17 protein-coding genes and 2 pseudogenes are annotated in these 24,142 nt (G+C 42.0%); 10 read left to right on the top strand and 9 right to left on the bottom strand.

The genetic code is table 11. The features are described from left to right. Nucleotides 1–820 (top strand): EAL domain-containing protein (locus I1H34_RS28395; RefSeq protein ID WP_212666719.1); only part of this gene is annotated, 820 nt, incomplete at its 5' end. A gap of 68 nt (nucleotides 821–888) precedes the next feature. On the opposite strand, the gene I1H34_RS28400 is transcribed toward I1H34_RS28395, so the two are convergent. From I1H34_RS28400 to I1H34_RS28415, 3 genes and pseudogenes are all read right to left on the bottom strand, one after another. Next, nucleotides 889–1,086 carry a hypothetical protein gene (locus I1H34_RS28400; protein ID WP_212666720.1) on the bottom strand — a complete coding sequence of 66 codons (198 nt, stop codon included), beginning with the start codon at nucleotides 1,084–1,086 and terminating at the stop codon, nucleotides 889–891. A gap of 756 nt (nucleotides 1,087–1,842) precedes the next feature. Beyond that, nucleotides 1,843–1,992 (bottom strand): diguanylate cyclase domain-containing protein, encoded by a 150-nt coding sequence (locus I1H34_RS32840; RefSeq protein WP_212666721.1) that lies wholly within the window; start codon nucleotides 1,990–1,992, stop codon nucleotides 1,843–1,845. Then, nucleotides 1,974–2,728, bottom strand: a pseudogene (locus I1H34_RS28415) (GGDEF domain-containing protein). The gene I1H34_RS32840 and the pseudogene I1H34_RS28415 overlap by 19 nt, the downstream one beginning before the upstream one ends. Nucleotides 2,729–3,490: 762 nt before the next feature. Between I1H34_RS28415 and I1H34_RS28420 the strand changes: the two are divergent. Both I1H34_RS28420 and I1H34_RS28425 read left to right on the top strand, forming a co-directional pair. Next, nucleotides 3,491–5,908: an ATP-binding protein gene (locus I1H34_RS28420; RefSeq protein WP_212666723.1), complete on the top strand. Its 2,418-nt coding sequence runs from the start codon at nucleotides 3,491–3,493 to the stop codon at nucleotides 5,906–5,908. Nucleotides 5,909–6,516: 608 nt separating this feature from the next. Continuing rightward, nucleotides 6,517–6,960 (top strand): pentapeptide repeat-containing protein, encoded by a 444-nt coding sequence (locus I1H34_RS28425; protein WP_212666725.1) that lies wholly within the window; start codon nucleotides 6,517–6,519, stop codon nucleotides 6,958–6,960. A 152-nt stretch (nucleotides 6,961–7,112) separates the two neighbouring features. Here I1H34_RS28425 and I1H34_RS28430 read toward each other — a convergent pair whose 3' ends face one another. Both I1H34_RS28430 and I1H34_RS28435 read right to left on the bottom strand, forming a co-directional pair. Then, entirely contained in the window at nucleotides 7,113–8,153 is a 1,041-nt protein-coding gene (locus I1H34_RS28430) for a diguanylate cyclase domain-containing protein (protein ID WP_212666914.1), read from the bottom strand. Continuing rightward, the gene (locus I1H34_RS28435; RefSeq protein WP_249370268.1) at nucleotides 8,150–10,630 is read right to left on the bottom strand and encodes a GAF domain-containing hybrid sensor histidine kinase/response regulator; all 2,481 of its coding nucleotides are present in this window, start codon (nucleotides 10,628–10,630) and stop codon (nucleotides 8,150–8,152) included. The genes I1H34_RS28430 and I1H34_RS28435 overlap by 4 nt, the downstream gene beginning before the upstream one ends. Before the next feature lie 326 nt (nucleotides 10,631–10,956). Between I1H34_RS28435 and I1H34_RS28440 the strand changes: the two genes are divergently transcribed. From I1H34_RS28440 to I1H34_RS28450, 3 genes are all read left to right on the top strand, one after another. Beyond that, a complete protein-coding gene (locus I1H34_RS28440; protein ID WP_212666728.1) occupies nucleotides 10,957–11,319 on the top strand; it encodes a PAS domain-containing protein in 363 nt (120 codons plus the stop codon). A gap of 122 nt (nucleotides 11,320–11,441) precedes the next feature. After that, a complete protein-coding gene (locus I1H34_RS28445) occupies nucleotides 11,442–13,046 on the top strand; it encodes a DUF6399 domain-containing protein (RefSeq protein WP_212666480.1) in 1,605 nt (534 codons plus the stop codon). 89 nt (nucleotides 13,047–13,135) lie between these two features. Then, nucleotides 13,136–13,408 (top strand): RNA recognition motif domain-containing protein, encoded by a 273-nt coding sequence (locus tag I1H34_RS28450; RefSeq protein WP_212666729.1) that lies wholly within the window; start codon nucleotides 13,136–13,138, stop codon nucleotides 13,406–13,408. A 218-nt stretch (nucleotides 13,409–13,626) separates the two neighbouring features. Here the strand turns inward: I1H34_RS28450 and I1H34_RS28455 are convergent, their stop codons facing one another. From I1H34_RS28455 to I1H34_RS32850, 3 genes are all read right to left on the bottom strand, one after another. After that, nucleotides 13,627–13,941, bottom strand: a complete 315-nt coding sequence (locus tag I1H34_RS28455) for an RNA recognition motif domain-containing protein (RefSeq protein ID WP_212666730.1) — start codon at nucleotides 13,939–13,941, stop codon at nucleotides 13,627–13,629. A gap of 225 nt (nucleotides 13,942–14,166) precedes the next feature. Continuing rightward, on the bottom strand, nucleotides 14,167–16,635 hold the full coding sequence (locus tag I1H34_RS28460; RefSeq protein WP_283250072.1) for an ATP-dependent Clp protease ATP-binding subunit: 2,469 nt from the start codon (nucleotides 16,633–16,635) through the stop codon (nucleotides 14,167–14,169). A 2,403-nt stretch (nucleotides 16,636–19,038) separates the two neighbouring features. Next, nucleotides 19,039–19,161, bottom strand: a complete 123-nt coding sequence (locus I1H34_RS32850; RefSeq protein WP_283250073.1) for a hypothetical protein — start codon at nucleotides 19,159–19,161, stop codon at nucleotides 19,039–19,041. Nucleotides 19,162–19,453: 292 nt separating this feature from the next. Here I1H34_RS32850 and I1H34_RS28465 point away from each other — a divergent pair, with 292 nt between their 5' ends. Further along, nucleotides 19,454–20,797, top strand: a complete 1,344-nt coding sequence (locus tag I1H34_RS28465) for a DUF3370 domain-containing protein (protein ID WP_212666731.1) — start codon at nucleotides 19,454–19,456, stop codon at nucleotides 20,795–20,797. A 356-nt stretch (nucleotides 20,798–21,153) separates the two neighbouring features. Next, nucleotides 21,154–22,092 (top strand): annotated as a pseudogene (locus I1H34_RS33160) (hypothetical protein). A gap of 30 nt (nucleotides 22,093–22,122) precedes the next feature. On the opposite strand, the gene I1H34_RS28475 reads toward I1H34_RS33160, so the two are convergent. Further along, nucleotides 22,123–22,677, bottom strand: coding sequence for a leucine-rich repeat domain-containing protein (locus tag I1H34_RS28475; RefSeq protein ID WP_212666732.1), 555 nt, complete (start codon nucleotides 22,675–22,677; stop codon nucleotides 22,123–22,125). A gap of 287 nt (nucleotides 22,678–22,964) precedes the next feature. On the opposite strand from I1H34_RS28475, the gene I1H34_RS28480 reads away from it, so the two are divergent. Both I1H34_RS28480 and I1H34_RS28485 read left to right on the top strand, forming a co-directional pair. Continuing rightward, nucleotides 22,965–23,387, top strand: coding sequence for a DUF1801 domain-containing protein (locus tag I1H34_RS28480; protein WP_212666733.1), 423 nt, complete (start codon nucleotides 22,965–22,967; stop codon nucleotides 23,385–23,387). A 70-nt stretch (nucleotides 23,388–23,457) separates the two neighbouring features. Further along, nucleotides 23,458–23,892, top strand: a complete 435-nt coding sequence (locus I1H34_RS28485) for a hypothetical protein (RefSeq protein ID WP_212666734.1) — start codon at nucleotides 23,458–23,460, stop codon at nucleotides 23,890–23,892. Nucleotides 23,893–24,142 lie beyond the last annotated feature (250 nt).

Below are 24,142 nucleotides of genomic sequence, written 5' to 3' on the forward strand. Positions count from 1 at the left end.
GGAGACAAGGTCAAAACCGAGTATTTTGGCAACTATTGGTGATGTTAATACCGATCTATACACTTATCAAACTTTGTATTGGGTTGGCAGACTCCATCAGGCCCTGCTGTCCGATCAGTTTCAGCTATACGCTCAACCGATTCATTCCCTCAAGGGTCAACCAGAAATCAAGGGATATGAAATACTGCTACGCTTAAACGACCAGCAAGGAATTTCTTCCCCTGGAATGTTTTTACCAATGGTAAAACAGTATGACTTTATGACCCAGATTGATCAGTGGGTGATTGAGCACCTGCTACGAGCGCTTTCAAAAAGGCAAGCCAAGAATCAAGATAAATCCTCATTCTTCATCACTCTATCTGCTGCTACTTGTAAAAGCGGAAGAATCTCTGATTATATCCAGCAGCAATTAAGCAGATATGATTTTCCTGCTGAACGGGTTACTTTCCTCATCTCAGAAACCACTGCATTGAAGCATCTATCCAAAACAACAACCCTGTGCAACTCACTTAAAGCTTTGGGCTGTCACATCGCATTGAATGATTGCGGGAGTGATATCTCAGCCTTTAGCCAACTAAGGACGATTGGGGCAAATTACGTGAAAATTGATGGCAGTTTAGTCGAAGGCATCACCACTGATCCTGTCATTCAAGAAATTGTGGCATCGATACAGGAAGTAGCCAAAGTCATGAAGATGCAAACAATTGCTGAGCAGGTTGAATCATATTCCACCCTTAAAGCACTATCAGAATTAGGGATAGATTATGCTCAAGGACATTGTTATGAACGAGCAACACCACTCAAACAAATCCTAACGTAATTTCTTTTCTTACTAAGAACTCTCCCTTCGTCAATGAAAAGTGAGACATCAATAGAGCAATCAATTTTTTATCCATAAAAACTAACCACGTTGTTTAGCAGCATCCCTGTTGATTGGACGGAAGGTGGAACTTCTGCATTCCTCTGGTTTGCCAGGAACTGCTTCCAAGCCGCAGTAATAGTGGAAGGTGCAACACCAACAAGCATTGCTAACAAGTTATTTGGAATTCTTTGGATCTCTTCCAGACTGAACTGTTGGCTAAACATTACTAATATAGCGATTCCCCTATTGAGGGGGGAGCTGATCTCACAGATTTCCTTTAATTGTTCAATGTTCTTTATCCGATTCTGAAAGCACTGAAGCGCATCTCGTCAGTTTTAGGAATTTCATATTCAACTGCTCCTAATACATGGATACTGATACATTCTGGGGTCAAATGGACCTCCAATAGCTGCACCAGGGCCAATGTACTCTGCATAGTATTTCTTTTGGAGAATAACACCTGTTTGTTGATGATTCACAATCGACCATAGATGTCCGTTCTGTAGGATTTCAATAGATAGATGCTCTCGCATATTTGGAGAAGCTACTTATGTTGTGACATAAGTGAAATAATGAATAAATGCTAGAAATATGAATTTTTAGGAGTAAGATACTTTGACTATTATCATCAGAGTTATATTTATTCTAGTAAAGATTAGAATAGGATATTACTTGTCTGTTCAATGTATCTATAGCCATCATAATATTGACTATTATTTTTTCATCCGTAATAATACGGCAAAATAAATTTTAATTAATATATAATTCAGTACTAATAAGCTCTATACAAAGTATACATATGAATAGTATGAAAGCCTTTACTGTTGCTTAAGTGCAGCTATTTAATGGATTATTTTGTGATATTTATAACTTATACATCGCAATAGATTTATGCTTGTCGTTACCTGACAGAAGTCTTTCTATGAGTTTAAAAAATCTTAGACTAAATACAATTTTTACAACTAGACTAGATTGAAGATCTACATCTGAATAGGTTGGAAAAAGTGAAGGCAATTGCGACCTTGTTCCTTGGCCATATATAGAGATTGATCTGCCAGTTCAATTAATTGAGAGGGAGCGATTTCTTTCTTTGGAATAACACTGGCTACCCCTAAACTGAGACTATCCAATGACCCACTGAGGAAGATATATGAGGAATATGGAGTGCTTCAATTTCTGCTCTGATGGCCTCTGCAACATGGACAGCCCCCGATTGATCTGTGTTAGGTAACACTACTGCAAATTCTTCCCCACCATACCGAGCCACACAGTCTGCTGGCCGCTTGGCAACTGTCTTAATAGCATGGGCTACTGCTGTAAACAGTGATCTCCAGCCGGGTGACCATAGGTATCGTTATAGGCCTTAAAGTGATCGACATCGCATAGGATTAAAGAAAGGGGTTGCCCTTCCCGCATTAATCGGACCCACTCAGACATAAATACTGTGTCAAATCGACGTCGGTTGCTAAGCTTAGTCAAGCTGTCTATTACAGCAATATTTTCAAGTTTACGGTTTGCTATTGTTAACTCTTTGGAGATTTTTTTCAAAGATTCGTTCTTCTCTCTCAATTCTGAGCGTAAATTTTGTCGTTCTAGAGCGAATTGAATTGAACAACATAATACAGTGGCGTCAAAATGTCCTTTGAATAGACAATCTTGTGCTCCATGCTGCAATAGGTGAAGTGCTTGCAATGGGTCCAGATTGCCACTGAGAATAATCAGAGGCATTTCAGGGAAGGTCAGCTGAATTTGTTGAAATGCTTCTAGGCCATGGGCATCAGTTAAAGATAGATCAAGGAGTATGAGGTCGAAGGCAGGATGATGGTGAAGTCGAGCTATCCTTCTGCCAATGTCTTCTATGTTCAAGAGTAGCGGAAAAAACTGTGACGGCCCTCCAGTAATTCTTTGATGATTTCAACATCTTGTTTATCATCTTCAATCATCAAAATCCGAGTATCACCAATCTGCATCGCCTTACTCCCTATTCTTTTTAGACAATGGCACATGCATATTAAGTATGAACTCAAAAAAATTTGTTAATTCCATAATGTTTCTCATCTCTCAGAATAATGTCTGCATATCTATAGTGAATTGAAAATTAACAGAAAATACAACTAATGATGAAGTAAAGATTCAGTTAAGATCTTCTGTGCTATTGCTACTGTTATTCAATAAATTGATGCTTTACTAATCATGCTAAGTATCTTATATTCTTAGTCCTAAAATTAACCTCAATAACTAATAAGAATTGACTTGATACCAATTAGTACCTAAGAGTATAATTTTAATTATTTGCTAACCCAACTCAGTATTGGGTTTCACGAGTTTGAGAGTTACACCTTCAGGCACAGCTTGGTATAAGCTACAAATACCTAGCCTATAAAAACTCTATTTAAATTTAATGTTCGTCAATTAACTAACATCAAGAAGAGATGTTTTCTGTTAATTTTTTATTCACATAAGAAATATAATTGCATTATTGCTTGGAGGCAATGAAATAGATTTGCCGAAAATGTTCTTTACTTCATTCGATTGTCGTTTAATTTAGGTAGATGCTGGAAGTTAGTTGTTTTCTATAACGGGCATATTAATAAGAAGTAGTTTAGATGGAACTAATTTAGTGCATCGATGATTGGGACAACATCTTCTACAAAAGTTCAGCATTTTCTTGTTATTGAAGATGAATTAGGGAAGCGTACAATTCCACTACTGGAAACGACTTGTTCTATTGGCCGAGATCCCAGCAACTCGATTGTGATTCAATCACCATCAGCATCTCGTCAGCATGCTTTACTGATGAGGGTCACGATGCCTGATACCGATAGCCACATGTTTCGCTTGATTGATGGAAACCTCCAAGGTAAACGCAGTAAGAATGGTTTGAAAGTTAATGACCATACTTGTACCACACATGATTTGAATCATGGTGATGAAGTCATTTTTGGCGAGGATGTGCGGGCCAGATATTACATGACGAACAATATCGCTGATGTGCATTTTCTAGAGTCTTGTGCTGCTGATGAAGTCACGGGCTTTTTGTCTAATCTTCATAATCCAATGCAGACCTTAACGCAATCAGGTGAGGTACTTGCTAGCTTTAATGAGGCTGCTATTGTCCGTTTAGCATCTTTCCCAGAGCTCTTTTCTAACCCCATCATCGAAATTAACTTAAAAGGCAAAACTACTTATTTAAATCCCGCTGCCGTAGCCCAATTCCCTCAACTACGGGATCTTCAATCTAAACACCCAATATTGGAGGGGTTAGTCACATTAATTGCCAAGGATCATGAAAAGTTTTTTGTTAGAGAAGTAGAAATAGGAACCCAAGTTTTTGAGCAATCCGTTCACTTTATTGCTGAGAGTGATCTGATTCGAAGTTATATCGTTGATATTACAGAACGAAAGTTAACGGAAGCGGCTTTGAATGATAGTGAGCGCCGATTTCGGGCTATTTTCAATCAAACCTTTCAGTTCTCAGGTCTTTTGAAGCCTAATGGTATTTTGTTGGAGGCTAATCAAACTGCTCTGGAGTTTGGTGGTCTCCATTTAGAAAATGTGATCAATTGTCCACTCTGGGAAACTCGATGGTGGACCAATTCAACAGAGACTCAAAGTCGGCTCCAGAATGCTGTATTGGAGGCGGCTAAGGGAAAGTTCGTTCGGTATGAGGTGGATGTACTTGGAGCCAAGGACAAGGTGACAACCATCGATTTTTCTTTAAAGCCCGTCCGTGATGAACTCGGTGTTGTCGTGTTGCTGATTTTCGAAGGTCGAGATATCAGCTATCACAAGCAAGTTGAAGCAGACTTACAGCAGGCACATAGCGAACTTGAGTTAAGAGTGCAACAACGAACAGCTGAGCTCAAGCAGAGTAATGAGCAATTAAGAAGCGAAATTGGTGAACGTGAGCGTGCCGAAACAGCTTTGCAATCGAGTGTTGCCACTAATCGGGCCTTGATCAATGCAATGCCCGATTGGATGTTTCGCATTAATAGGGATGGTATTTTCGTCAATTATAAAGATGCCTTGAACACCAAGTTCCCCCTTCCAACTGAAGAGTTTTTAGGTCAGTCCCTAGAAAGGATCTTTTGCCAAGACACGGCACAACCGTTTTTTGACTGTATTCAAGCAGCATTTACCACTAAGGAGATGCAGCTACTCGAATATCAACTGGAGTCTGAGAGTAACCTTTGCTTTTTTGAAGCTCGGATTGTAGTGAGTGCCGAGAATGAAGTGATGGCTGTAATTCGCGATATCACTGACCGCAAACGGGCTGAAGACGATATCCGCACAGCCCTGACCAAGGAACGGGAACTCAACGAACTCAAGTCTCGCTTTGTCGCTATGACCTCCCATGAGTTTAGAACCCCCTTGGCAACTATTTTGTCTTCGGCGGAGCTGTTGGAGCATTATGGCCACAAGTGGGACGATACTCGGAAGCTCAAGCACTTGAAACAAATTCAACAATCTGTAGAACATATGACAGGCCTGTTAAATGATGTGCTTCTACTGGGTAAAGCAGAATCAGGGAATCTCGCCTTTAAACCCATCCACATGCACCTAACAGATTTTTGCAGAGGTCTAGTAGAAGAGCTGCAGATTACTACGAATACTCATGAGATTGTATGCCAGTTGCAAGAACAAACTACAGAACTACATATGGATGAGAAATTGCTTCGGCATATCTTTACGAATTTACTCTCTAATGCAATTAAATACTCCCCCCAAGGAGGACGAATAGATTTTGGTTTGGCCTTTGAAAATGACTATGCAATCTTCAATGTCCAAGATCATGGTTTAGGGATTCCCCAAACGGAGTGTGATCGCGTTTTTAATTCCTTTAATCGGGCCAGCAATGTTGGCAATATTTCAGGGACAGGATTGGGGTTGGCTATCGTGAAACGTTCTGTTGATTTGCATGGGGGTGAAATCTCACTCACTAGTCAAGAAAAGGTCGGAACCACCTTTACTGTACGACTGCCAGTAGGGGGAATTAACGGGATTGGGGAAAACAAATTTCAAATGACGTTCCAGCCTCTCGCTTGACAGTTATGGTACCTGAAATCTGTTTTGTTAAGGTGTTAAGCATCCGTAAGCCCAAAGTGTGGGATCTTGCAACGTTCAGGTTAGCGGGTAAACCAATACCGCTATCGAAAATTTTCCACCTGTAAATGTTTCCGGGTTAACTTGCCAAGCCTGAGTTTTGGAGGTTTTACAATGGTTTCACTCCACTCAGATTGGAAGGCATCTCTTTTTGTCAAAGTCAAAATTGTACTCAGTGATGACTACGGCAATGTCTTACCAGCAAGTTTCGCCAGAAGAATAAGGGGATAAGCTAGTCTGAACGAGTAACTCGCGCCTTAACTGTACTGAGAACTGCGGAACTAAATGGCCAATAGCAGCAGCTCTGGCTCCCTCAAACCAATGCAGAGTAAGTGAACCCGGAATAATTTACAGGTGGGATTTTTCTAAGCTGTGTCGCCAACCAAGCAACTTATTTGGGTGAATGTGCTGACGCCATTTGAACAGTTTAGGGGTTAGGGAGAGATGCCTAGGAGATTCAGATGGGTCAGCAGGGAGCGTTCTATAGGGGTGGGGTTTATATTGAGAAATAAGGGTATTTGGTGAACAATGATTTCTGAAGGTAGAAAGACATGGTTAGGGCTTTACTCAGGTTTGGTTCTGGGGATTTCGACTTACTTGAGATTTTGCGGAGAGGGCCAGATGCTTGGAACCAGTGGCGTGAGAAAAATCCTAATCAGGAGATAAATCTCAGTGGTGCAAAACTCAACGGTGCCAATCTCCACAGTGCCGACCTCCACAATGCAAAACTAAGCAGTGCAAAACTCAACGGTGCCGATCTCCGCAGTGCCGACCTTAGCGATGCAAAGCTCAACGATGCGAACCTCACCCGTGCAAAACTAAGCAGTGCAAAACTGAACAATGCGAACCTCGTTGGTGCCAACCTTTTTGGTGCCCACCTCTTCAATACTGATTTCACGAATGTCAACCTCAGACGTGCCGAACTATTCGGTGCTATTGTTTTTGAAGAAACTAAGATTGATCCTAAATGGCTTCCTAAACCTCATCCAAGATGAGATCTGGAGTTTTTAGATCTTGGGTGTTTTTGCATAGATTCTTTTCGGGGCTTATGCGAAATACCTTCTATATATCAACAGTTTTGATTCTTTTGATTAATTCTCAGTAAAAAAGGGCTCTTGTCCTCTTTTGTCGTCATAAAAAGTTATTTTTAACGTCTTTCTCTAGCTTTTTGCATAGCAATTTCAGCATTTTTCAAAGTAATATCAACCACATCATCAGCTGCCTGACCATAGCCAACACCAATGCTACCTGTGATAGTGATTTCATGATCTTGAATTGCAAAAGGCTGTTCAAGGCAAAATAACACTTTCTCCACAAATAAATCTACCTGTTTTTCATCTGTTAATTTGCTAAAAAGAATAGCAAATTGATCTCCTCCTAAACGAGCTAACATATCGTCGGGATTGATTACCTCCTGTAGCTTTACAGCTAATTGTTTCAATAGTTCATCCCCAACACAGTAGCCAAAAGAGTAATTAACCTCTCTAAAGTGATCGCAATCGATATAGAGCACGGCGAATTTATAAGATTTATCCATCTTGGCTAAAAATAGAGACTGTTCCAAACGCTTCAAGAATGAAGCTCTATTGGGGATATTTGTGAGTAGGTCATAATGACTTGTTTCTAATAAGCGGGTGTTCGAAAGTTTCAATTTACTATTCTGCTCAATGACCCATTCTTGGAGTTGGTTATTCAAACCCAGGATTTTTTCTTGAGCTGATTTTAATAAAAGCTGATTATGCACCCGTGCTAATACTTCTTCAACTTGAAAAGGTTTTGTGAGATAGTCTACCCCTCCCACATCAAAGGCTTTGACTTTATCTAAGGGATCGTCTAAAGCACTAAGGAAAATAATGGGAATATTTGCTGTTTGGGGATTCCGTTTTAGTTGAACACAAACTTCATACCCATTTAGATCTGGCATGAGGATATCTAATAGGATTAAATCGGGTAGGAGAGAGTCTACAGAGTTTAACGCCATTTCACCACCCGTTGCTTTTCGAACAGAATAGCCCTGAATAGACAACATGCTAGAGAGCAACCGCAGATTTTCTAACGTGTCGTCGACAATCAGAATCTCACTGGGAAGTAATTGGGTGGCTGGACTGGAGAGATCCATATTCAGATTAGTATGGAGTTCATTCATGGTTGGTTTTAAAGTGCGATGGGTCAAATTTGGTTGCATCATTCCATCAAAGCGTCCATCAACTGAACGATTTTCTCGAATTGATAATTCTCAACCCAGTTGGTCAAAGCTATGGCTAAAGATTGATGCTCTGAAGGGATTTGCTCAATGAGTTGTAAAAGGAGGACATCGTTTCCTTGACTCGCTCTTTGACCGATGCCCTTTATCCAATCTGGTGGCATGATCCTTAAGCTCTCTGGATCAAGATTTCCATGATTATGGGGTTGGTCTTTATTCTGGGTATCGTGCTTTTGAAGAGAGTCTTCTGTTATATATTTCACTCCAAGATGGGCTGCGATTTTCTGTATCAGTTCATTTTGTTGAAAGGGTTTGCGTACAAAATCATCACATCCTGCATCAAATATTTTTTGTTTGTTTTCTTCAAATACACTTGCTGTCAGGGCAATCACAACAGTCTCCTTCCCTTGAGAAGTCGCCTTAATGTGTTGTGTTGCCTGGTAGCCATCCATTTCAGGCATACGTATATCCATCCATATCAAATGGGGCTGCCACTCTTGCCAGATTTTTATCGCTTCTCGACCATTCTTGGCTTCTCGCACTGAGAAGCCCATCAAACATAGGAAATCAACGAGGGGAGCTCGATTCGTTTGCTCATCATCAGCAACAAGAAGGCGAAATTCAGGTTGATTGGGGGCCACACAAACAGGCTGAACCATCGCTTCACTGTCAGTGTCTGTCGGCATACCATTGGTAATCACTAAGGGAATATGAAAGACGAATGTAGAGCCTTGTCCTTTTTGGCTATTGACGGAGAGATCCCCTCCCATCAGTCGTACAAACTTCTTGCTAATACTGAGTCCTAAGCCCGTACCTTCTCTTGATTCCAAGCCAATATCACCCTGCTCAAATGCAAGAAAGAGTTTATCCAGGCTTTTAGAATCTATTCCAGGACCTGTATCACTGATAGCAAACGTCAAAGTCTGAGCGTCTACAGAAACATATAAGTCGATCTGCCCCTTTTGAGTAAATTTGATGGCATTACCCAGAATGTTAATCAACACTTGACGGAGCTTACCTTGATCCGCCTTGATATATCGAGGGACAAGGGCTTGTCCATGAAAATAGAGTTGCAGCTGCTTGCTTGAGGCTTTGAGGCTAAACAGCTCTTCCAACTCGATGAGCAAGTTGTATAGGTCAAAGCTGACAGGCGTGAGATGGAGTTGACCTGACTCAATTTTGGCCATTTCCAACACATCATTGATTAATGCTAGAAGGTGTTTCCCACTGCGGTTAATCGTATTAACGTACTTGGTATCCTGCACCCCTAGGTGTTGAGAGCGCTGCATCAGCTGGGCATAGCCTAAGATGGCATTAAGAGGGGTACGGAGTTCATGGCTCATATGGCTTAAGAAATCGCTTTTTGAGCTATTAGCCCTTTCTGCCTCCTCTTTCGCAGCTTTGAGTGCTTTAGTTTGTTTTTGCGAATGGGCTAATAGCTCAGCTTGCTGTACTGCTACCCCTAATTGGGTCCCCACCTGAGTCATGATTTGGGTCGCTGATGAGTCCCAATGGAAAGGAGCAGCATCTTGAGTCGCCATAAGTAATCCCCATAAATGCGTACCATCGACAATGGGAACCACGAGATAAGATCCGATGTTTAATCGCTTTAAGACTTTAAGGGTATAAGGATCAAATCCAAACTCATTGACATCTGTGATCGTTCGACAACGCACTTCTTGACTGGGGTCTCCCAAGGCAAATTCGTAAAGATAGGTTTGACTCAGTATTTGTTTTAGGCCCTTTGGGGGAGAAATCTCTACAGTCTTAGCTCCCGGATGAGCAGCTTTAAGAGCCATGATGGAGGGGCTATTCTGGCTCACCGACTCAGCGACTAACGTCCCGCTCCAATCGGATTTAAACTGATATACCAAAGTCCGATCGCAAGCAATAACCTGCTTTAATTCTTGAGTCGTATCGACGAATATAGTCTGTATATCTAAGGTCTTTCGCATGCGCTGAATGATCCCAGAGAGGGCATGTTCTCGTTCAGCAGCTTTTTTCAATTCAGCCGTTCGTTCTTGGACAAGGGTCTCTAAACCATCATTGAGATTGCGGAGTTCAACTTCGGCTCTTTGGCGTTCCTGAATTTCTTTTTGTAAGGCTTGATTGACTGTTTCCAGTTGTTCTGGCGTTTTCAAGGATAAGAATTTGGGAAGTAACGTTGCCATTTCCGTAGCTGTATAGCAGGAGACTAGAGCAGTGATAGCTTGCTCAGTCCCAGACAGCCAGTAGGCAGGGTGCCATAAGGTCCAAATTTCCAGTAAATGGCCTGTACCACAGAGAACAATGAATGCTCCAAACAACAGAAAAATATTCTGAAAAGGGACATCGCTCCTTTTGGAGACGAAGTAGAGCAACATCACAGGAATGGAAAAGTAAGCCACTGCAATTAGTAAATCACTGATTACATGTAGACCTACCAAAGGAGTTTGCCAAAGGTAACAATGACCGTGAGGCATGTATTGCTCTGGGGAAAACAGATTTTTTAAAGTATTCCAAAGACTATTCATATATCCTGGCAAGTGATTGACATAAAAAAATAGTCACTAACACCGACTTGTCTTCTGATATTTCTTTCTCAAACTGATTGTTCTGAATTGGAGATGAATAGCCGCTTTACATCAGTTAAAGCTTGCCCCAAAAAAGATATGAATATGCATTAATCCTAGATATTCAGTTGATTTAGATAGATGCTTGGAGATCATTCCTAAAGACTGGGAATGCTGAGATCTAAATGGGTTGAGCATCCGGCCACTTTGGATATCAGTAGGGGGAAGTTTCATTAATGGCAGATCAACTAACTGCAACAACGGTGCAGCAAACACAAGCCTGGCAACAAGCCATTCTGGACAGTGCAGACTTCACGATGATTGCAACAGACCCTCAAGGGATTATCCAAACCATTAATGCTGGGGCACTGCGCAAATTAGGCTATCAGCCTGAAGAAGTGATTGGTAAAGTTACACCCGCCATTATTCATGATCCACTAGAAGTTCAGGAAAGAGCACAACAACTCTCATGCGAATTGGGCTATTCTATTGAACCTGGCTTTGAAGCCTTCGTTGCTAAGGCTCGATTGGGAATACCTGATGAAAATATTTGGACTTATATTCGTAAAGATCAGAGTCATTTTCGGCTACCAGCATAAAGCGGGAAAAGATTTGAGTATTTTCAGATAGGATCGCACTCTTTTGTAGATGAAATAGGCAAGATATCTGCGGTTAGTCACAAAGAGCTGTATCGTACCTTTGCAAGTCAACAGAGGAAACGATGAGCCTGACAATACGAGAGCGCTGCCAAGCCGTCACTGATTGTCTGTTCGAACAGGGAGTAAAAGGGATTGCGAAAATTGCTGCTGCGACAGGTCTATCAAAAAGCAGTGTTCATCGTCATCAACAGGCTATCGCTCGGCGTAACCAATATCCAGAGTCACTATGGTGGGAAAGTCAGACAGGGAGTCAATGGCTCAGAGTGATGGTCTTAGGAGTGGTGTACTATTTCGGCGTCAAACATGGGGTAGGAGCTGAGAGTCTATCAGAATTTTTTACAGCGATTCACATAGATGCTCATGTGGGCGTTTCAGCCAGCTCCCTTCGGCTGTTGAAACGGAAGATGCGGGATGCGATTATCGCCTATGAAGTCGCCCAGCAAGAGCATTGCCAACCCAAAGACGGTCAGGGCATCTGTGTCGGTGGGGACGAAACCTTTTTTGGTTTACCTATCTTGGTGATGTTGGAATTGGCTAGTGGCTTTATCTTCACAGAGGTGGAACGTCCCAACCGTACTTATGCCACCTGGCAAGCCCAGATTCAGCAGTGGTGGACCCGCTGTGGATGGCATTGTCATTTTATGGTGAGTGATGGTGCTCCAGCCCTGATTAAATTAGCTGTATCAGGCTTAGGCTGTGTCAGTGTTTCTGATTTATTCCATGCCCTGAGTGCCTTAGCCCAACCTATCGGCAGTGATATGGGTCGTCAAATGAGTCAGTTGAACAAAAAAGCGACTGTACTTCAACAGCAACTTCTCAACGTTCGTAGTGAGGCTAAACAGCAACAACTCCAACAATCAAAGGCGGAGATTTCTGCTCAGCAGCAGTCTTTAGAGCAGGACAAGATGGCCTATCATCAGGTTCTTCATCGCCTTACCCAAGTCATTCATCCGTTTAATATCAAGACTTTGGAATGGCAGCTGTTTGATGATCTATCGGCTGGGTTGAATGCTCCCCTCGCCCAGATGTCTACCCTAGCCAAAACCTATGGTGCTCAGAAGGGGAGCAAAGCCATTGACTCATTCCAACAACAAATTCCTTCAATGGCTCAGGGGATTCATGCTTGGTGGCAATGGGTGACTCAAGCGCTAAAGGTAGCCACAGATGATCTCGATCTACAAAACTGGGTACTCATGTACCTATTACCCTGGGCTTATTGGCAACAGCAAACGGACAAAACTCGGCATCCTCTACTCAAGGCAGATTATCGAAAGGCGACGGAACAAGCTTATGCCCGGTTACTCAAGCACCCCATGACTCAACAAATGAACTCTCAAGAAAGCCAGGAGTGGGTAGACTGGGCGCAATGGATGAGTACGAAGTATCAACGCACTTCCTCCGCAGTTGAAGGACGTAATGGTTATCTATCCCGATTGCATCATGCAGCCCGAGGGTTTTCGGAAGAATCCTTGAAAGTGCTCACCATCATCCATAATTTTGACCTCAAAAGAGCAGATGGCACTACCGCAGCACAACGGCTTTTTGGACATCCTTTTCCTGATGTGTTTGAGTCGGTTGTTAACTCTATGGGGGAATTGCCAGTGGCACGTCAGTCCTCAATGAAAAAACGGCCTAACCCTTTAACCCAAGCTATTTTCCCGGCTTAAATTGATACCCTGATCGGTTTAACGTTTACTTTTAAGTCTAAGCGCCGATCTCTAAATTTTTGTTTTTTACTAGTGTTGGATTTTACTTTATGTCGATTTACGTTGGTAACCTCTCCTATGACGTTACAGAGCAAGACCTCAATACCGCTTTTGCAGAATATGGGACCGTAAAAAGTGCCCAGCTTCCTACTGACCGTGAAACAGGTAAGATTCGAGGATTTGGTTTTGTTGAGATGGGTGATGAAGCTGAGGAAGCCAAAGCTATTGAAGAACTAGACGGTGCTGAGTGGATGGGGCGTACTCTGAAAGTGAACAAGGCAAAGTCTCGTGAAAATAGAGGTGGTGGTGGAAACCGCTACTAGAGCTGATTTTCATTAATGGAACCAGTTAGGTGGTGAGGGCTGGCTATCTCAGCCCCCTTGATGGAATACTGCAGAATAAAGGCTACAAGATTTATGTATTTAGTAAATACATGTTGTCTGAAGCACTTATCTCTAGGGGACTCCAAAGAGAGGCTGAGATTATCTCAGCCCACTACCCATTTTTCTAGGTATTCTCAAATCTTGAATTCTAAAATGGCTCACTTGTGAAAGTTATTAGCCTGAGAAAGACGATCAGTCCTGTGCTCACTACCTAATGATGAGACTCTATATTTTTTCTGAGGTCTCGCTTGATCGACCTTCAGATCTCGACCCATCCATTCCGCACCATCAAGAGCTTCAATAGCAGCTTTTTCTTCAGTATCAGACTCCATATCAATAAAAGCAAAGCCGCGTATATGGCCTTTTTCATCAGTTGGAAGCTTAACTTTTTTTATTGTCCCATATGATGAAAATACTGTTTTTAGAGCAATCTCTGTAACGTCATCGGCAAGATTACTAATACGAATTGACATACATTTCCTTTAATCTTCATTGAGTATTGAAAGTGGGATTTTGAATTTAAATCTGTTTACTAAAAGCGGATTAGTATTTTTGGCATATAGCTTAATCAATACAACGCACCTAAATTAAACACCCTGTAACTTCTAATATTGAGATATTAACTAATTGATAGGTAGTGATACTCTAACGCCTCCACCTACCCATATCAGGTTTTGGTAGAAGCTTCCTTCTATTCCTCAATCACTCTTCTCTGTTTGTTTAATGAGAACTTTCGTTTGCCCCACCTCATCGATATTTATAACGATCTCATCTCCTGCCTTAACACGACTGGTCAGAATTTCCTCAGCAAGACAATCTTCCAAAAGATGTGTGATCGCTCGACGTAGCGGACGCGCTCCCATCTCAGAATCATAGCCTACATCTACTAGCCGCTCCTTAAACAAATCAGTGACCTCCAAAGTGATCTCTTGCTCTGCTAATCGAATACACACTTCCTGCAGTAGAATGTCAGCAATTTGCTTAACCTCAGTTTTGTTGAGCTGCTGGAAAACAATAATTTCATCAAGACGATTTAGAAACTCAGGACGGAAAAACTGTTTGAGTTCTTCATTAACAATTGAGACCATGCGGCTATATTGGGCAGCGCCTTGATCTGCAGAAAACTCAAAGCCCAATCCACTTCCTCCTTTTTGAACCACCTTTGAGCCAATGTTAGAGGTCATGATCAATAGAGTATTTTTGAAATCTATAGTACGGCCTTTGGCATCAGTCAGGCGGCCATCTTCCAGGACCTGTAGCAGTAGGTTGAATATATCTGGATGGGCTTTTTCAATTTCGTCAAATAGCAATACTGTATATGGTTTTCGCCGAACTGCTTCCGTGAGTTGTCCCCCTTCGTTGAACCCGACATAGCCAGGAGGGGAACCGATCAGCTTAGAAACCGTGTGGCCCTCCATGTACTCAGACATATCCAGCCGAATCATGGCAGCTTCAGATCCAAAATAAGAAGATGCCAGAACCTTTGCCAATTCAGTCTTCCCAACTCCTGTTGGACCTGAAAAGATAAAGCTGGCAATGGGACGGTTGGGATCTTTAAGCCCCGTGCGGACTCGGCGAATGGCACGGGAAATAGCTTTAACAGCTTCCTCCTGGCCAATGATACGTTGATGCAGGATGTCTTCTATTTGCAATAGATTTTCAGACTCAGATTCCGTCAATTTATGAAGTGGAACGCCTGTCCAAGAAGCAACAATATGGGCAATATCTTCTTCTTTAACAATTGGGGAAAGGGTATCAGTAGACATGGAGAACCCAGGTTGGCCAGCACTCTGAATCTTTTTCTGAATCTCAACTTCGCGAATGCGTAGTTCTCCAGCAAGAGAGTAATCTTGTTTTTGAGTAGCAGTCCCTTTGTCCTTGAGAATCTGCCGCAATTCTTGATTGAGTTCTTTATCCGCAGGGGAGCTTTTGGAGTGGCTGATGCGGACCCGTGAGCCTGCCTCATCAATCAAATCGATCGCTTTGTCCGGCAAGAAGCGATCGCAGATATAGCGATCTGAAAGTTTAGCTGCTGCTTCTAAAGCCAGATCAGAAATTTCAAGCTGATGATGTTGCTCGTAACAACTTCGCAAACCTTGCAATATTTGAATGGTCTCTTCAACGCTGGATTCGTCTACCATCACAGGCTGAAACCGTCGCTCTAGAGCAGGATCTCGCTCAATGTTCTGACGATAGTCATCGAGGGTGGTTGCACCGATACACTGAAGTTCGCCTCGGGCCAAAGATGGTTTGAGGATGTTTGCCGCATCTAGTCCACCTTCTCCTGCCCCAGCGCCAACTAAGGTATGAATCTCGTCAATTACTAGGATGACATCGCCATTGCTGCGAACTTCCTCCACAATTGCCTTGAGTCGTTCCTCAAATTCACCCCGATACTTTGTACCCGCTAATAAGGAGCCAACATTGAGCGTAAGAATTCGTTTCCCCTCTAAGGTCTCAGGAACATCGTGATTGATAATACGTTGCGCCAGTCCCTCGGCTAGGGCTGTTTTTCCCACTCCGGGTTCGCCAATTAAGATGGGATTGTTCTTCCTACGACGGCTAAGGATTTGGATCATTCGCTGCACTTCCTTTTGGCGACCCACGACTGGATCAAGATTGCCCTCTATTGCAAGCTGAGTTAAGTCGGTGCCTACATCATCGAGGGTGGGCGTCTTTTTCAAGTTTTGGTTATCCAGCTTGCTTGGACGACGACTAGAGGGGAGTGCTATTGGCTTAGAGAGCATCTGCATCACTTGAGTTCGAATATCGATGAAGTCAATCTCAAGGTTCACAAGAATTTGTACAGCAATACTTTGCTCATCCTTGGTAAGCCCTAACAACAAGTGCTCAGTACTCACGTAGTTATGCCCTAACTGTTGAGATTCTTCCAGGGCTAGTTCCAGCACCCTTTTGCTTCGAGGGGTAAAGGGGATATCAGCTTTTGCAGCGCTTGTTCCACTTATCCCAAATTTTTCAACTTCAACTCGTACTTCTTCGAGGTTGGCTCCTAAAGAATTTAGGACTTTCGCCGCAATTCCAGTTCCCTCGGCAATAATACCCAATAAAATTAGCTCTGTTCCAACACATGCTTGCTTGAGGCGACGGGCTTCTTCCTGGGCAAGTGTAATTGCCTTAATGGCTTTTTCAGTAAAACACTCAAACATGATAAGTATCCTTACGGTGGGAAATAATGTCTAGCCATTCGGGGGTAATAGACCTCTTGCATAATTGATTTTGCAATATGGTAGAGACCTCAACATATAGGCAAAATTGGCTCATAAATTGAGTCAGTAGCATATCGTGAACTGAATATTGCAAGAGGTCTAATCTCCAAAAAAAGCTTCAGGTCAAGATCACTCAAGAAGGATAGAGTGCCTTTAAGGGTTCTCATTATTAGCAGCCAGGCATGCATAGATTTCGTTCAAGTTGTTCTGAGTTTCCTCAATTGGTCCATCGAATAACCCCATGAGATTAAGGACTTCAGCAGCATTATTCTTATTCAGGGCTCCTGATTTGACGAGATTCTTAGCTATTCGCACCTTATTCATATTGAAAGTTCTCCACAGATAGATTGGATCAACCGTTAACAATTAATGCTTGGGAAAAGACTAGAAATAACAGAATTAGTGTAGATCCAAAGATAAAACCACACGAATCCCTGCGAATGCTATCAGAGATCGTCTTCATAGTTTCTCTTTCTTGAAAAAGCTTGGAGATGTATCTCTAATAAAGTTTTCGAAAAACTTATATAGCGATCTGACGTGAGTTGTGAGAATTATATTCAACCTAAATGGATACTGGTAAAGATTTCAGCCTCTCTACATCTCACGATTGATTTCAGATTGCTATAACAATAAAGCTCTGAATTTGATCGATCTATCCCTCTTTTATCACTTTGACGGGAGAGTACCAGTAAGCTTGAGATCTCGTTAGTCAATAGTCTGATGTTTGGATTCATACCAAGTTGTACCTGAAAGTGTAACTCTCAAATTCGTGAAACCCAATACTGAATTGGCTTAGCAAATAATCAAAATTACACTCTTAGGTGCTGATTGGTATCACTCCAAACGCAATTTCGTCGTTTCAAATTCCATCTATCTAAAGTGACAAAAGAGGGTTATAGAAATCTGAAGTGCGTCGTGAGAATTGTTTTTTAATCTAAATGAGCACTAGCAAAGATTTCAGCCTCACTCAATCTCACAAATAATTTTAGATTTCTATAGAAGCACTAAAACCCTCTCGATAATGAATCATAATTATTCAAATATCTTCTTAGCTAGGGCTGTTTTAAGATCTTGTGATAGCTCTGGGTCAAACTAAACAAGCTTTCCAGAAAATGCTTGAATCTAACTCTTTTGAATTCACAAGTCTTATATTTATTTTTCGAGCACACTAGATATTTCTCTTTATCAGAACCTATATATTGATTGCCCATAATTCTAATACTTGCTTCATCTAGAATTATTCAGGCTGACATAGTCTGAAAACAGTGTCGACAATACCAACAAAGCTCTCCCGATTGCATCTGACGCAATAATATATCCGAACAGCAAGGGCAAATCTGTCGATGGACAATGGGTTTATTTATTTTTGTATCTCTTAGCCTAAAGCTAGTGCTAGATAGAGTTAATAATCTCTTATTTTTTTTGTTTTTAGCTGGCATTTTCATCATATTTTTTATCTGCTTATTCTACGATCAAACAACAGTGGAATGAGGGAGAGTCCAAGAATTGATAATATTAAGAGTATAGCTGTCTAGACATTTCTAAACATTAACATTTAGAAGCAATATTAAGATGTTCACTAGAGCTGTTTAATGGTATTTTGTGCTATATTTCTATAGTTAAAAGTCTAATACTGGATATACCACTCCTATCTTTTTCAGAAGTAGCTAATTTAAGGTGTAAGGTGTTTCTATTCTGTCGCTCAGTCAGAGAATGAGGACGGTTACAACTGATTTATAATTGCTTATTCCATCTTCAGTGGATTAGGTTTTCCTCTTATATGAATGCTTTCGCTTTCTAATAATCTCTTGGACTTCTTCAAGAGGAAGACTCAATTTCGTAGCAATTTGTTTGGGAGAAAGATTCAATGCCCTCAAGGTAGTAATTTCATGTTCCTGCTCAGACTCCATAGATCAACCTCGTAATTAATATCTGGCTTAATAGCTGTTTCAAAAAGATGCACAATAATCAGGTAATTTTAGATCTATAAAGTATCTTTGGCTGATTTGTGCCCATAGAGCTGATAACATTTATTTTTATAGATTTCAAGCATTTTTTGACTTCAGCTTATCCGAAATCAATAAAAAGCTAATATTTAGATTTGAGGCGTCAATAGCTATTACGAAGCATCACTTAGACAATCTATACTCCACAAATACTCTGAACTCTTAACTTTGTTGTTAGACGAATAATTTTACTATAGCCACAGAAATCCACAGGCTATAAGGGCTAGTTCTGTATGCTGCCATTCAAAAACCTTACCCCTAATCGTATTAACCATCTTCAATCCAGACTAGTTCAGGTTGGTACTATCGAGATCCCCATAAACCAATCCTGAAGCACTCAAATGCGTCCGAGCGGATCGACCTTACTTAAATCTGTATCAACAAAACTAAGCCCATTTAAATCTTGGTTTCTAAATTTTTCCCCAGCTTTATATTCTATTGGAATCTTTTTGGCATCCATAAAGGCTGCCTCACAATGTATAGCGTTATCGCTGTGAATATACTCATCTTAACTCACATTGCTTTTCTATAACTTTTCAAAAGCCAGACTCACCAAACCTCCACATTGATGTCAGCGAGTTTTATTGTTACCCCTGATGAGCTTCTCACTCGACTTGAGTTCCCGATCTGCTCCGAGGGCACTATTTGAATTGATTAGCCAGGTTACCTGAAATTTGGATCTGGTTTAGCTATGCCTGGGTGTCACTCCCGTCCGGTAGAATAACTTGAATTGCCCAGAGCGATCGCACTCCTTGAAAACAGATTCAATTTTCCTAACATCTTTACTCCTGTCTCAAGTGGCACCTGCTATTGCTGCACATTCAGAGATCGTTATACCGCAGGATGTTCGGGCATTACCTGGAGAGCTGGATGACAGTCTGTTCTTGAACAGTAATAGTCCAGAGGTTATTAACACAGGGGGAATATTGCTTTCAACCTTTCCTAAATCAGGCAAAACATCGCCTCGTGCCCATCTCGATTTTGCCTTGAATGGAGAGTTATATATATTTGCTCATCATGTGACTCGGCGTCGTTCAAGGAGGGGCAAGAGATCCCTCTATCAGGGGATACTGCTTCATAACCCCACCAGCAAGACAGTTCAAGTTAAGGTTCTTCAGGCAACAAGCTTTCTGAGCAGCGCTCATGCTCCCTTCATTCCCTTAAAAAATCAGATAGTTGATTCGACTGGTAACGTATTTTCTGGGCCGGGTAGCCGAATCACCAGTGTCATCCTTCGAGGCAAAAGCCAGCCCGGCTGGACATCAAAAGTCGTTATTCCTCCTCGAAAAAGCCACATGTTGGTCAATCGCGCCATCCCCCCCAGTAACAGTCGCACTACTTGGATGCGATTGAGAACGGATGGCCCGCTCTATGTCGCTAGCATGGCGAAGCATGGAACTCCTTGGTATAGCGGTCCTAGCTTAGCAACCTGGAAACTATTGTTAGCAAAAGGGGAATTGATAAAACCAAGAGATAAAGTGCCCTCTCCCCTTGATTTTAAGGGAAGCAAATTTATTTATGGCCGAGTTGCAGGGATCTCAAAGGGCGGAGAGTGGCGAGCGACAGTAACGGATACTCCTCAGTCCAATGAACTTAAAATCCCTAAATCTGGTCAAGCATTCTCCTATGTGATCAGTTCACTCCATCGAGGCACATTCGGGACTGGGCAAATCCAAAGTGCTCCGATGTTAAAGCGCTACGATGACACGGCATATCTTGCTCACGGTAACTATGGTCTCAAGTACAACCTAGATATACCTTTACACAATACAACTCAGCGCACTCAGACAGTAACCATTGCTCTGCAAACTCCCCTGAAAGAGGACCGTCTGACTCGCAAAGGTCTCCGTTTTCTAAAATCGCCCTCTGGTCCGATCTGCTTTCGGGGGACGATCAAACTGAGCTTTCCTCAGGGGTCTCCAACCCAAAGTGTCCCTGAACAACAGTATTTTCATCTGGTACAACGATGCGGTCAGCAGGGGAAACCTCTAGTCACCTTGCCAATTTCTCCGCAAGGAACAATTCGAGCCAAGGTTGAATTGCTATATCCTCCTGATTCAACACCCCCTCAAGTGTTAACGATCCGCACCTTGTAGCAATGTTGCAGAAGTTAGACTTGCAGAAGTCTGTGCAAACCCGTTAGTGATTGAAGGGGAAGATATGTCGGCTTGGGTGGATGCGATCACGCAGTACTAGGAAGTTGATGGAGTGATGTAATTCTCAAATTTGGAAAGAGCAGTGCAGTTGCCTTTGGTGGCAGTTTGGATTGGGATTTTGTTGGGTGGTTTTTGGGTGGAGAAGCGAGGAGAGTTTTATGGGCAGGAGGTCTGGGCGAAGTGGCAGGGTGAACCGTGAGTGGGATTTGGGTTGAAAGTCAGTGAAAGTGATTGAGGAAAGACTAAGCCATAGCAATCCTCTGCTTTACTAGAACTACACTGATCTACGACAAACTATGGCCGCCGACAACAAATATTCCGAAGTACTTCTTAAGTTAAAGACTCACTACCAAGAGACACTGGCTGAACTTGAAGCTCAAGCGAGTCAACTCATACCAATTTGCGTTTTAAATCGTAATTCTCATATGAGGAAAATTGGTCATAGAAGTCAGCCTATCGGGTAAAGGTCAGACATCCTTTCAATCCTTCAAGGTGAGGCAGATTCACCCACCTCAACAGAACCAGCCTCAAAAGTTGCCGACACAGTAGAACCCAAAGCCAAGTCTAAGAAAACTGCTCCAAAAGCTGCTTCAAAGAAGAAGTCTTCAACTCCCCAAAAATCAGCTTCTACTGCAAAGACAAGCGGAACAGTAGAAACTAAAGCCGAAGCTACCCCAAAGAAAGCTGCTCAGAAAGCGTCACCCTCATCTGGGAAGAGAAAATCTCCAACATCCAAAAAATCAGCCTCAGCTCCAAAAAATGCAAATAAGGTAGAGCCTAAAGCTGAAGCTACTTCCAAGAAAGCCGCCCCAAAAGCTTCGTCCACATCCTCAAAGAAAAAATCTGCAACTCCTAAGAAAGCTATATCTCAAACTGCCGCAAAGAAAGAGAAAAGTCAGAAGAAAACAAGCAGCACTTCATCAAGCAGTCTGACAATGAACAAGCCGTATGATCAGATGAACAAAATTGATGCAATCTCACAGATCATGCAGGAGAACCCTGGGAAAGTCATGCACAACGATGATCTGATCTTTATTATATTTGGTGAACTGAGTGGAGACGAACTCAAAGCTGAGCGCAATCGGATGTACAAAACCATGTATGACGGAACAAAGCAGAACCGATGGATTAAATCCCCTAATGTACCAATGAGTTATATCTTTGAAGAAAATTCACAGGTTAAACCCAAGGAATCTAAAAAGACTAAAACCCGGAAATCTCCTAAGAAGTCCTGATGTTGAAACGCAGTTCCACTCAATAAAAAATCAACGAGATTCATATTGCTCAAGAATATGAGGGGGTAATGGGTTGCCCTCCACGGTGATCTTTGTTGATTGATGCAGCTTCTCTATCTCTGGTGGCAAGCTACTCAGTTGATTGCCCCGGAGGTCTAGCGTTTGTAGCTTGGTAAGCTGTCCAATTCCTGATGGCAAGCTACTCAGTTGGTTGCTCGATAGGTTTAGCGATTGCAGATTGGTAAGCCATAGGATCTCTGGTGGCAAGCTACTTAGTTGGTTACTCGACAGGTTTAGCTTTTGTAGCTTGGTAAGCTGTATGATTCCTGTTGGTATTTGGGTAAGTGACAGCTCGCTCAAATCTAGCTCAGATGCCTTTGTCTCTTTTGCCACTTGAATTCGACGCTGGACCTCAAAATAGCGTTGAACTTCTTTGGGTAATTGTGATTGCGCTAGATGTGTAGAATCCTTATGAGCTGGATTTGCCAGTACAACTACAAACTTTCTACCCACTGAGTTGCCTAGCCCTACTGCCAGAGCTACCAACACCACAATTCCTTGAGAGAGTCTCCTAATATGTGACATATTCCGCAGCTTCCTCAGAAAAAAGAATAACTGTACTCAAGTCTAGATCTACCCTGCTATTATCACCCCCAGGCCCTCGCCACCCGCTCCCGATCCAGCCACACTCCGATCATCTCCTCAATCCGCTCAATTGTCCCGGTAGCTGCAGCCCCAAAACTTCAACAATATCGAAGTCCCCTCATCTTCAATCCTCAGTGACACCTTAAGGAAAAATTCAGGTATGGCGAAAGGTCTTCTAACAAAGCGCTAAACTGTTTGCAAAACCAGAATCGCGGGTCTTCTCAACAATGGCTGAGTTAAAAACTAAACCTACTGAAGAAAACCCTTACGAATTCCTCAAAGGAATTGAAGATGATCACAAACGTACTGATTGCCTCGAACTGTTAGCCTTGATGGAAGCTATTACTGATAAGAAGCCAAAAATGTGGGGAACCAGCATCGTGGGCTTTGGCAATTATCACTACAAATATGCCAGTGGCAGAGAAGGAGATTATTTTGTCACCGGATTCTTACCTCGCAAACAGAATATAACCATTTACATCATGCCTGGATTTACCCGCTACGAAGCAGTGATGAGCAAGATTGGAAAGTACAAAACCGGAAAATCATGCTTTTACATTAAGAAATTGGATGATATTGATCGTGACTTGTTGCAAGAGCTTATATCTCAATCTGTAGAAGACATGGCAAAAATATATGAGTGTAAATAGCCTCTGCATTTAGTACTAAACATCTCTACAAATTCCTTCTAACAATAAGTACACCTAGAGAAAAATTCTGATGAGAATTAAACCCTTAGAGTACATGCGTCCAAACACATGCATCACCTTACGAGAAGGTATTCAAGAACTTCGCAAAAGCGAAGGTTTAGAGAATGTTACACCAGATCTCGTTGATATTTTAGATGTTCATGATGCTATTCATGTACTGTTTGCCTGTCCAACAAACCTGACCGGAGAAATCAGCGCTCATATTTGGAAGATTTTTGGTACAACAATGAAAATGGCAGATATGCATCGAGTTAATCGGCATGAAGACCATCGCCAAGTACTTGCAAAAATTGGACACAGCAAACTGATTCGCACATGGTTCAAAAGTATTCCGTATATCGTGGCGACCTTGTTCCGTTCGTTCCGAATGAAACGACGATGGCCAGCAGGGGATTATGCATTATTCATGGACATTCCTTTAACCTACATTTCACAGGTAGTTTGAATTCTATGAAACCAATTCTAGGAATGAGTTTCAGACAAAATAGCAGAACAAACTCGCATCAGGCATTATCATTAGCTGAGTTCTAATGATAATGTCTGATGCCTCAAAGGCTGATTCTTCGTTAGCTCCCAAATTTTGGAAGTTAACTCACTGCACTTGTTAAGAGCTATAAATCATCAAATCACCCAAATAAACCTATTTTTTGATTTTGAGCAGTGTTTTGAACATCATTTAATGTGAATAAAGCCAC

This window comes from Acaryochloris marina S15, assembly GCF_018336915.1.
Classification (GTDB): Bacteria; Cyanobacteriota; Cyanobacteriia; order Thermosynechococcales; family Thermosynechococcaceae; genus Acaryochloris; species Acaryochloris marina_A.

Excerpts from the sequence above, each read along its gene's own strand:
- I1H34_RS28455 (WP_212666730.1), bottom strand. The coding sequence starts at position 13,941 with ATGTCAATTCGTATTAGTAATCTTGCCGATGACGTTACAGAGATTGCT.
- I1H34_RS28485 (WP_212666734.1), top strand. The coding sequence starts at position 23,458 with ATGAGAATTAAACCCTTAGAGTACATGCGTCCAAACACATGCATCACC.
- I1H34_RS28445 (WP_212666480.1), top strand. The coding sequence starts at position 11,442 with ATGAGCCTGACAATACGAGAGCGCTGCCAAGCCGTCACTGATTGTCTG.
- I1H34_RS28400 (WP_212666720.1), bottom strand. The coding sequence starts at position 1,086 with ATGTTTAGCCAACAGTTCAGTCTGGAAGAGATCCAAAGAATTCCAAAT.
- I1H34_RS28450 (WP_212666729.1), top strand. The coding sequence starts at position 13,136 with ATGTCGATTTACGTTGGTAACCTCTCCTATGACGTTACAGAGCAAGAC.
- I1H34_RS28480 (WP_212666733.1), top strand. The coding sequence starts at position 22,965 with ATGGCTGAGTTAAAAACTAAACCTACTGAAGAAAACCCTTACGAATTC.
- I1H34_RS28430 (WP_212666914.1), bottom strand. The coding sequence starts at position 8,153 with ATGATGCAACCAAATTTGACCCATCGCACTTTAAAACCAACCATGAAT.
- I1H34_RS28440 (WP_212666728.1), top strand. The coding sequence starts at position 10,957 with ATGGCAGATCAACTAACTGCAACAACGGTGCAGCAAACACAAGCCTGG.
- I1H34_RS28425 (WP_212666725.1), top strand. The coding sequence starts at position 6,517 with ATGGTTAGGGCTTTACTCAGGTTTGGTTCTGGGGATTTCGACTTACTT.
- I1H34_RS28460 (WP_283250072.1), bottom strand. The coding sequence starts at position 16,635 with ATGTTTGAGTGTTTTACTGAAAAAGCCATTAAGGCAATTACACTTGCC.
- I1H34_RS32850 (WP_283250073.1), bottom strand. The coding sequence starts at position 19,161 with ATGGATGCCAAAAAGATTCCAATAGAATATAAAGCTGGGGAAAAATTT.
- I1H34_RS28475 (WP_212666732.1), bottom strand. The coding sequence starts at position 22,677 with ATGTCACATATTAGGAGACTCTCTCAAGGAATTGTGGTGTTGGTAGCT.
- I1H34_RS28420 (WP_212666723.1), top strand. The coding sequence starts at position 3,491 with ATGATTGGGACAACATCTTCTACAAAAGTTCAGCATTTTCTTGTTATT.
- I1H34_RS28435 (WP_249370268.1), bottom strand. The coding sequence starts at position 10,630 with ATGCCTCACGGTCATTGTTACCTTTGGCAAACTCCTTTGGTAGGTCTA.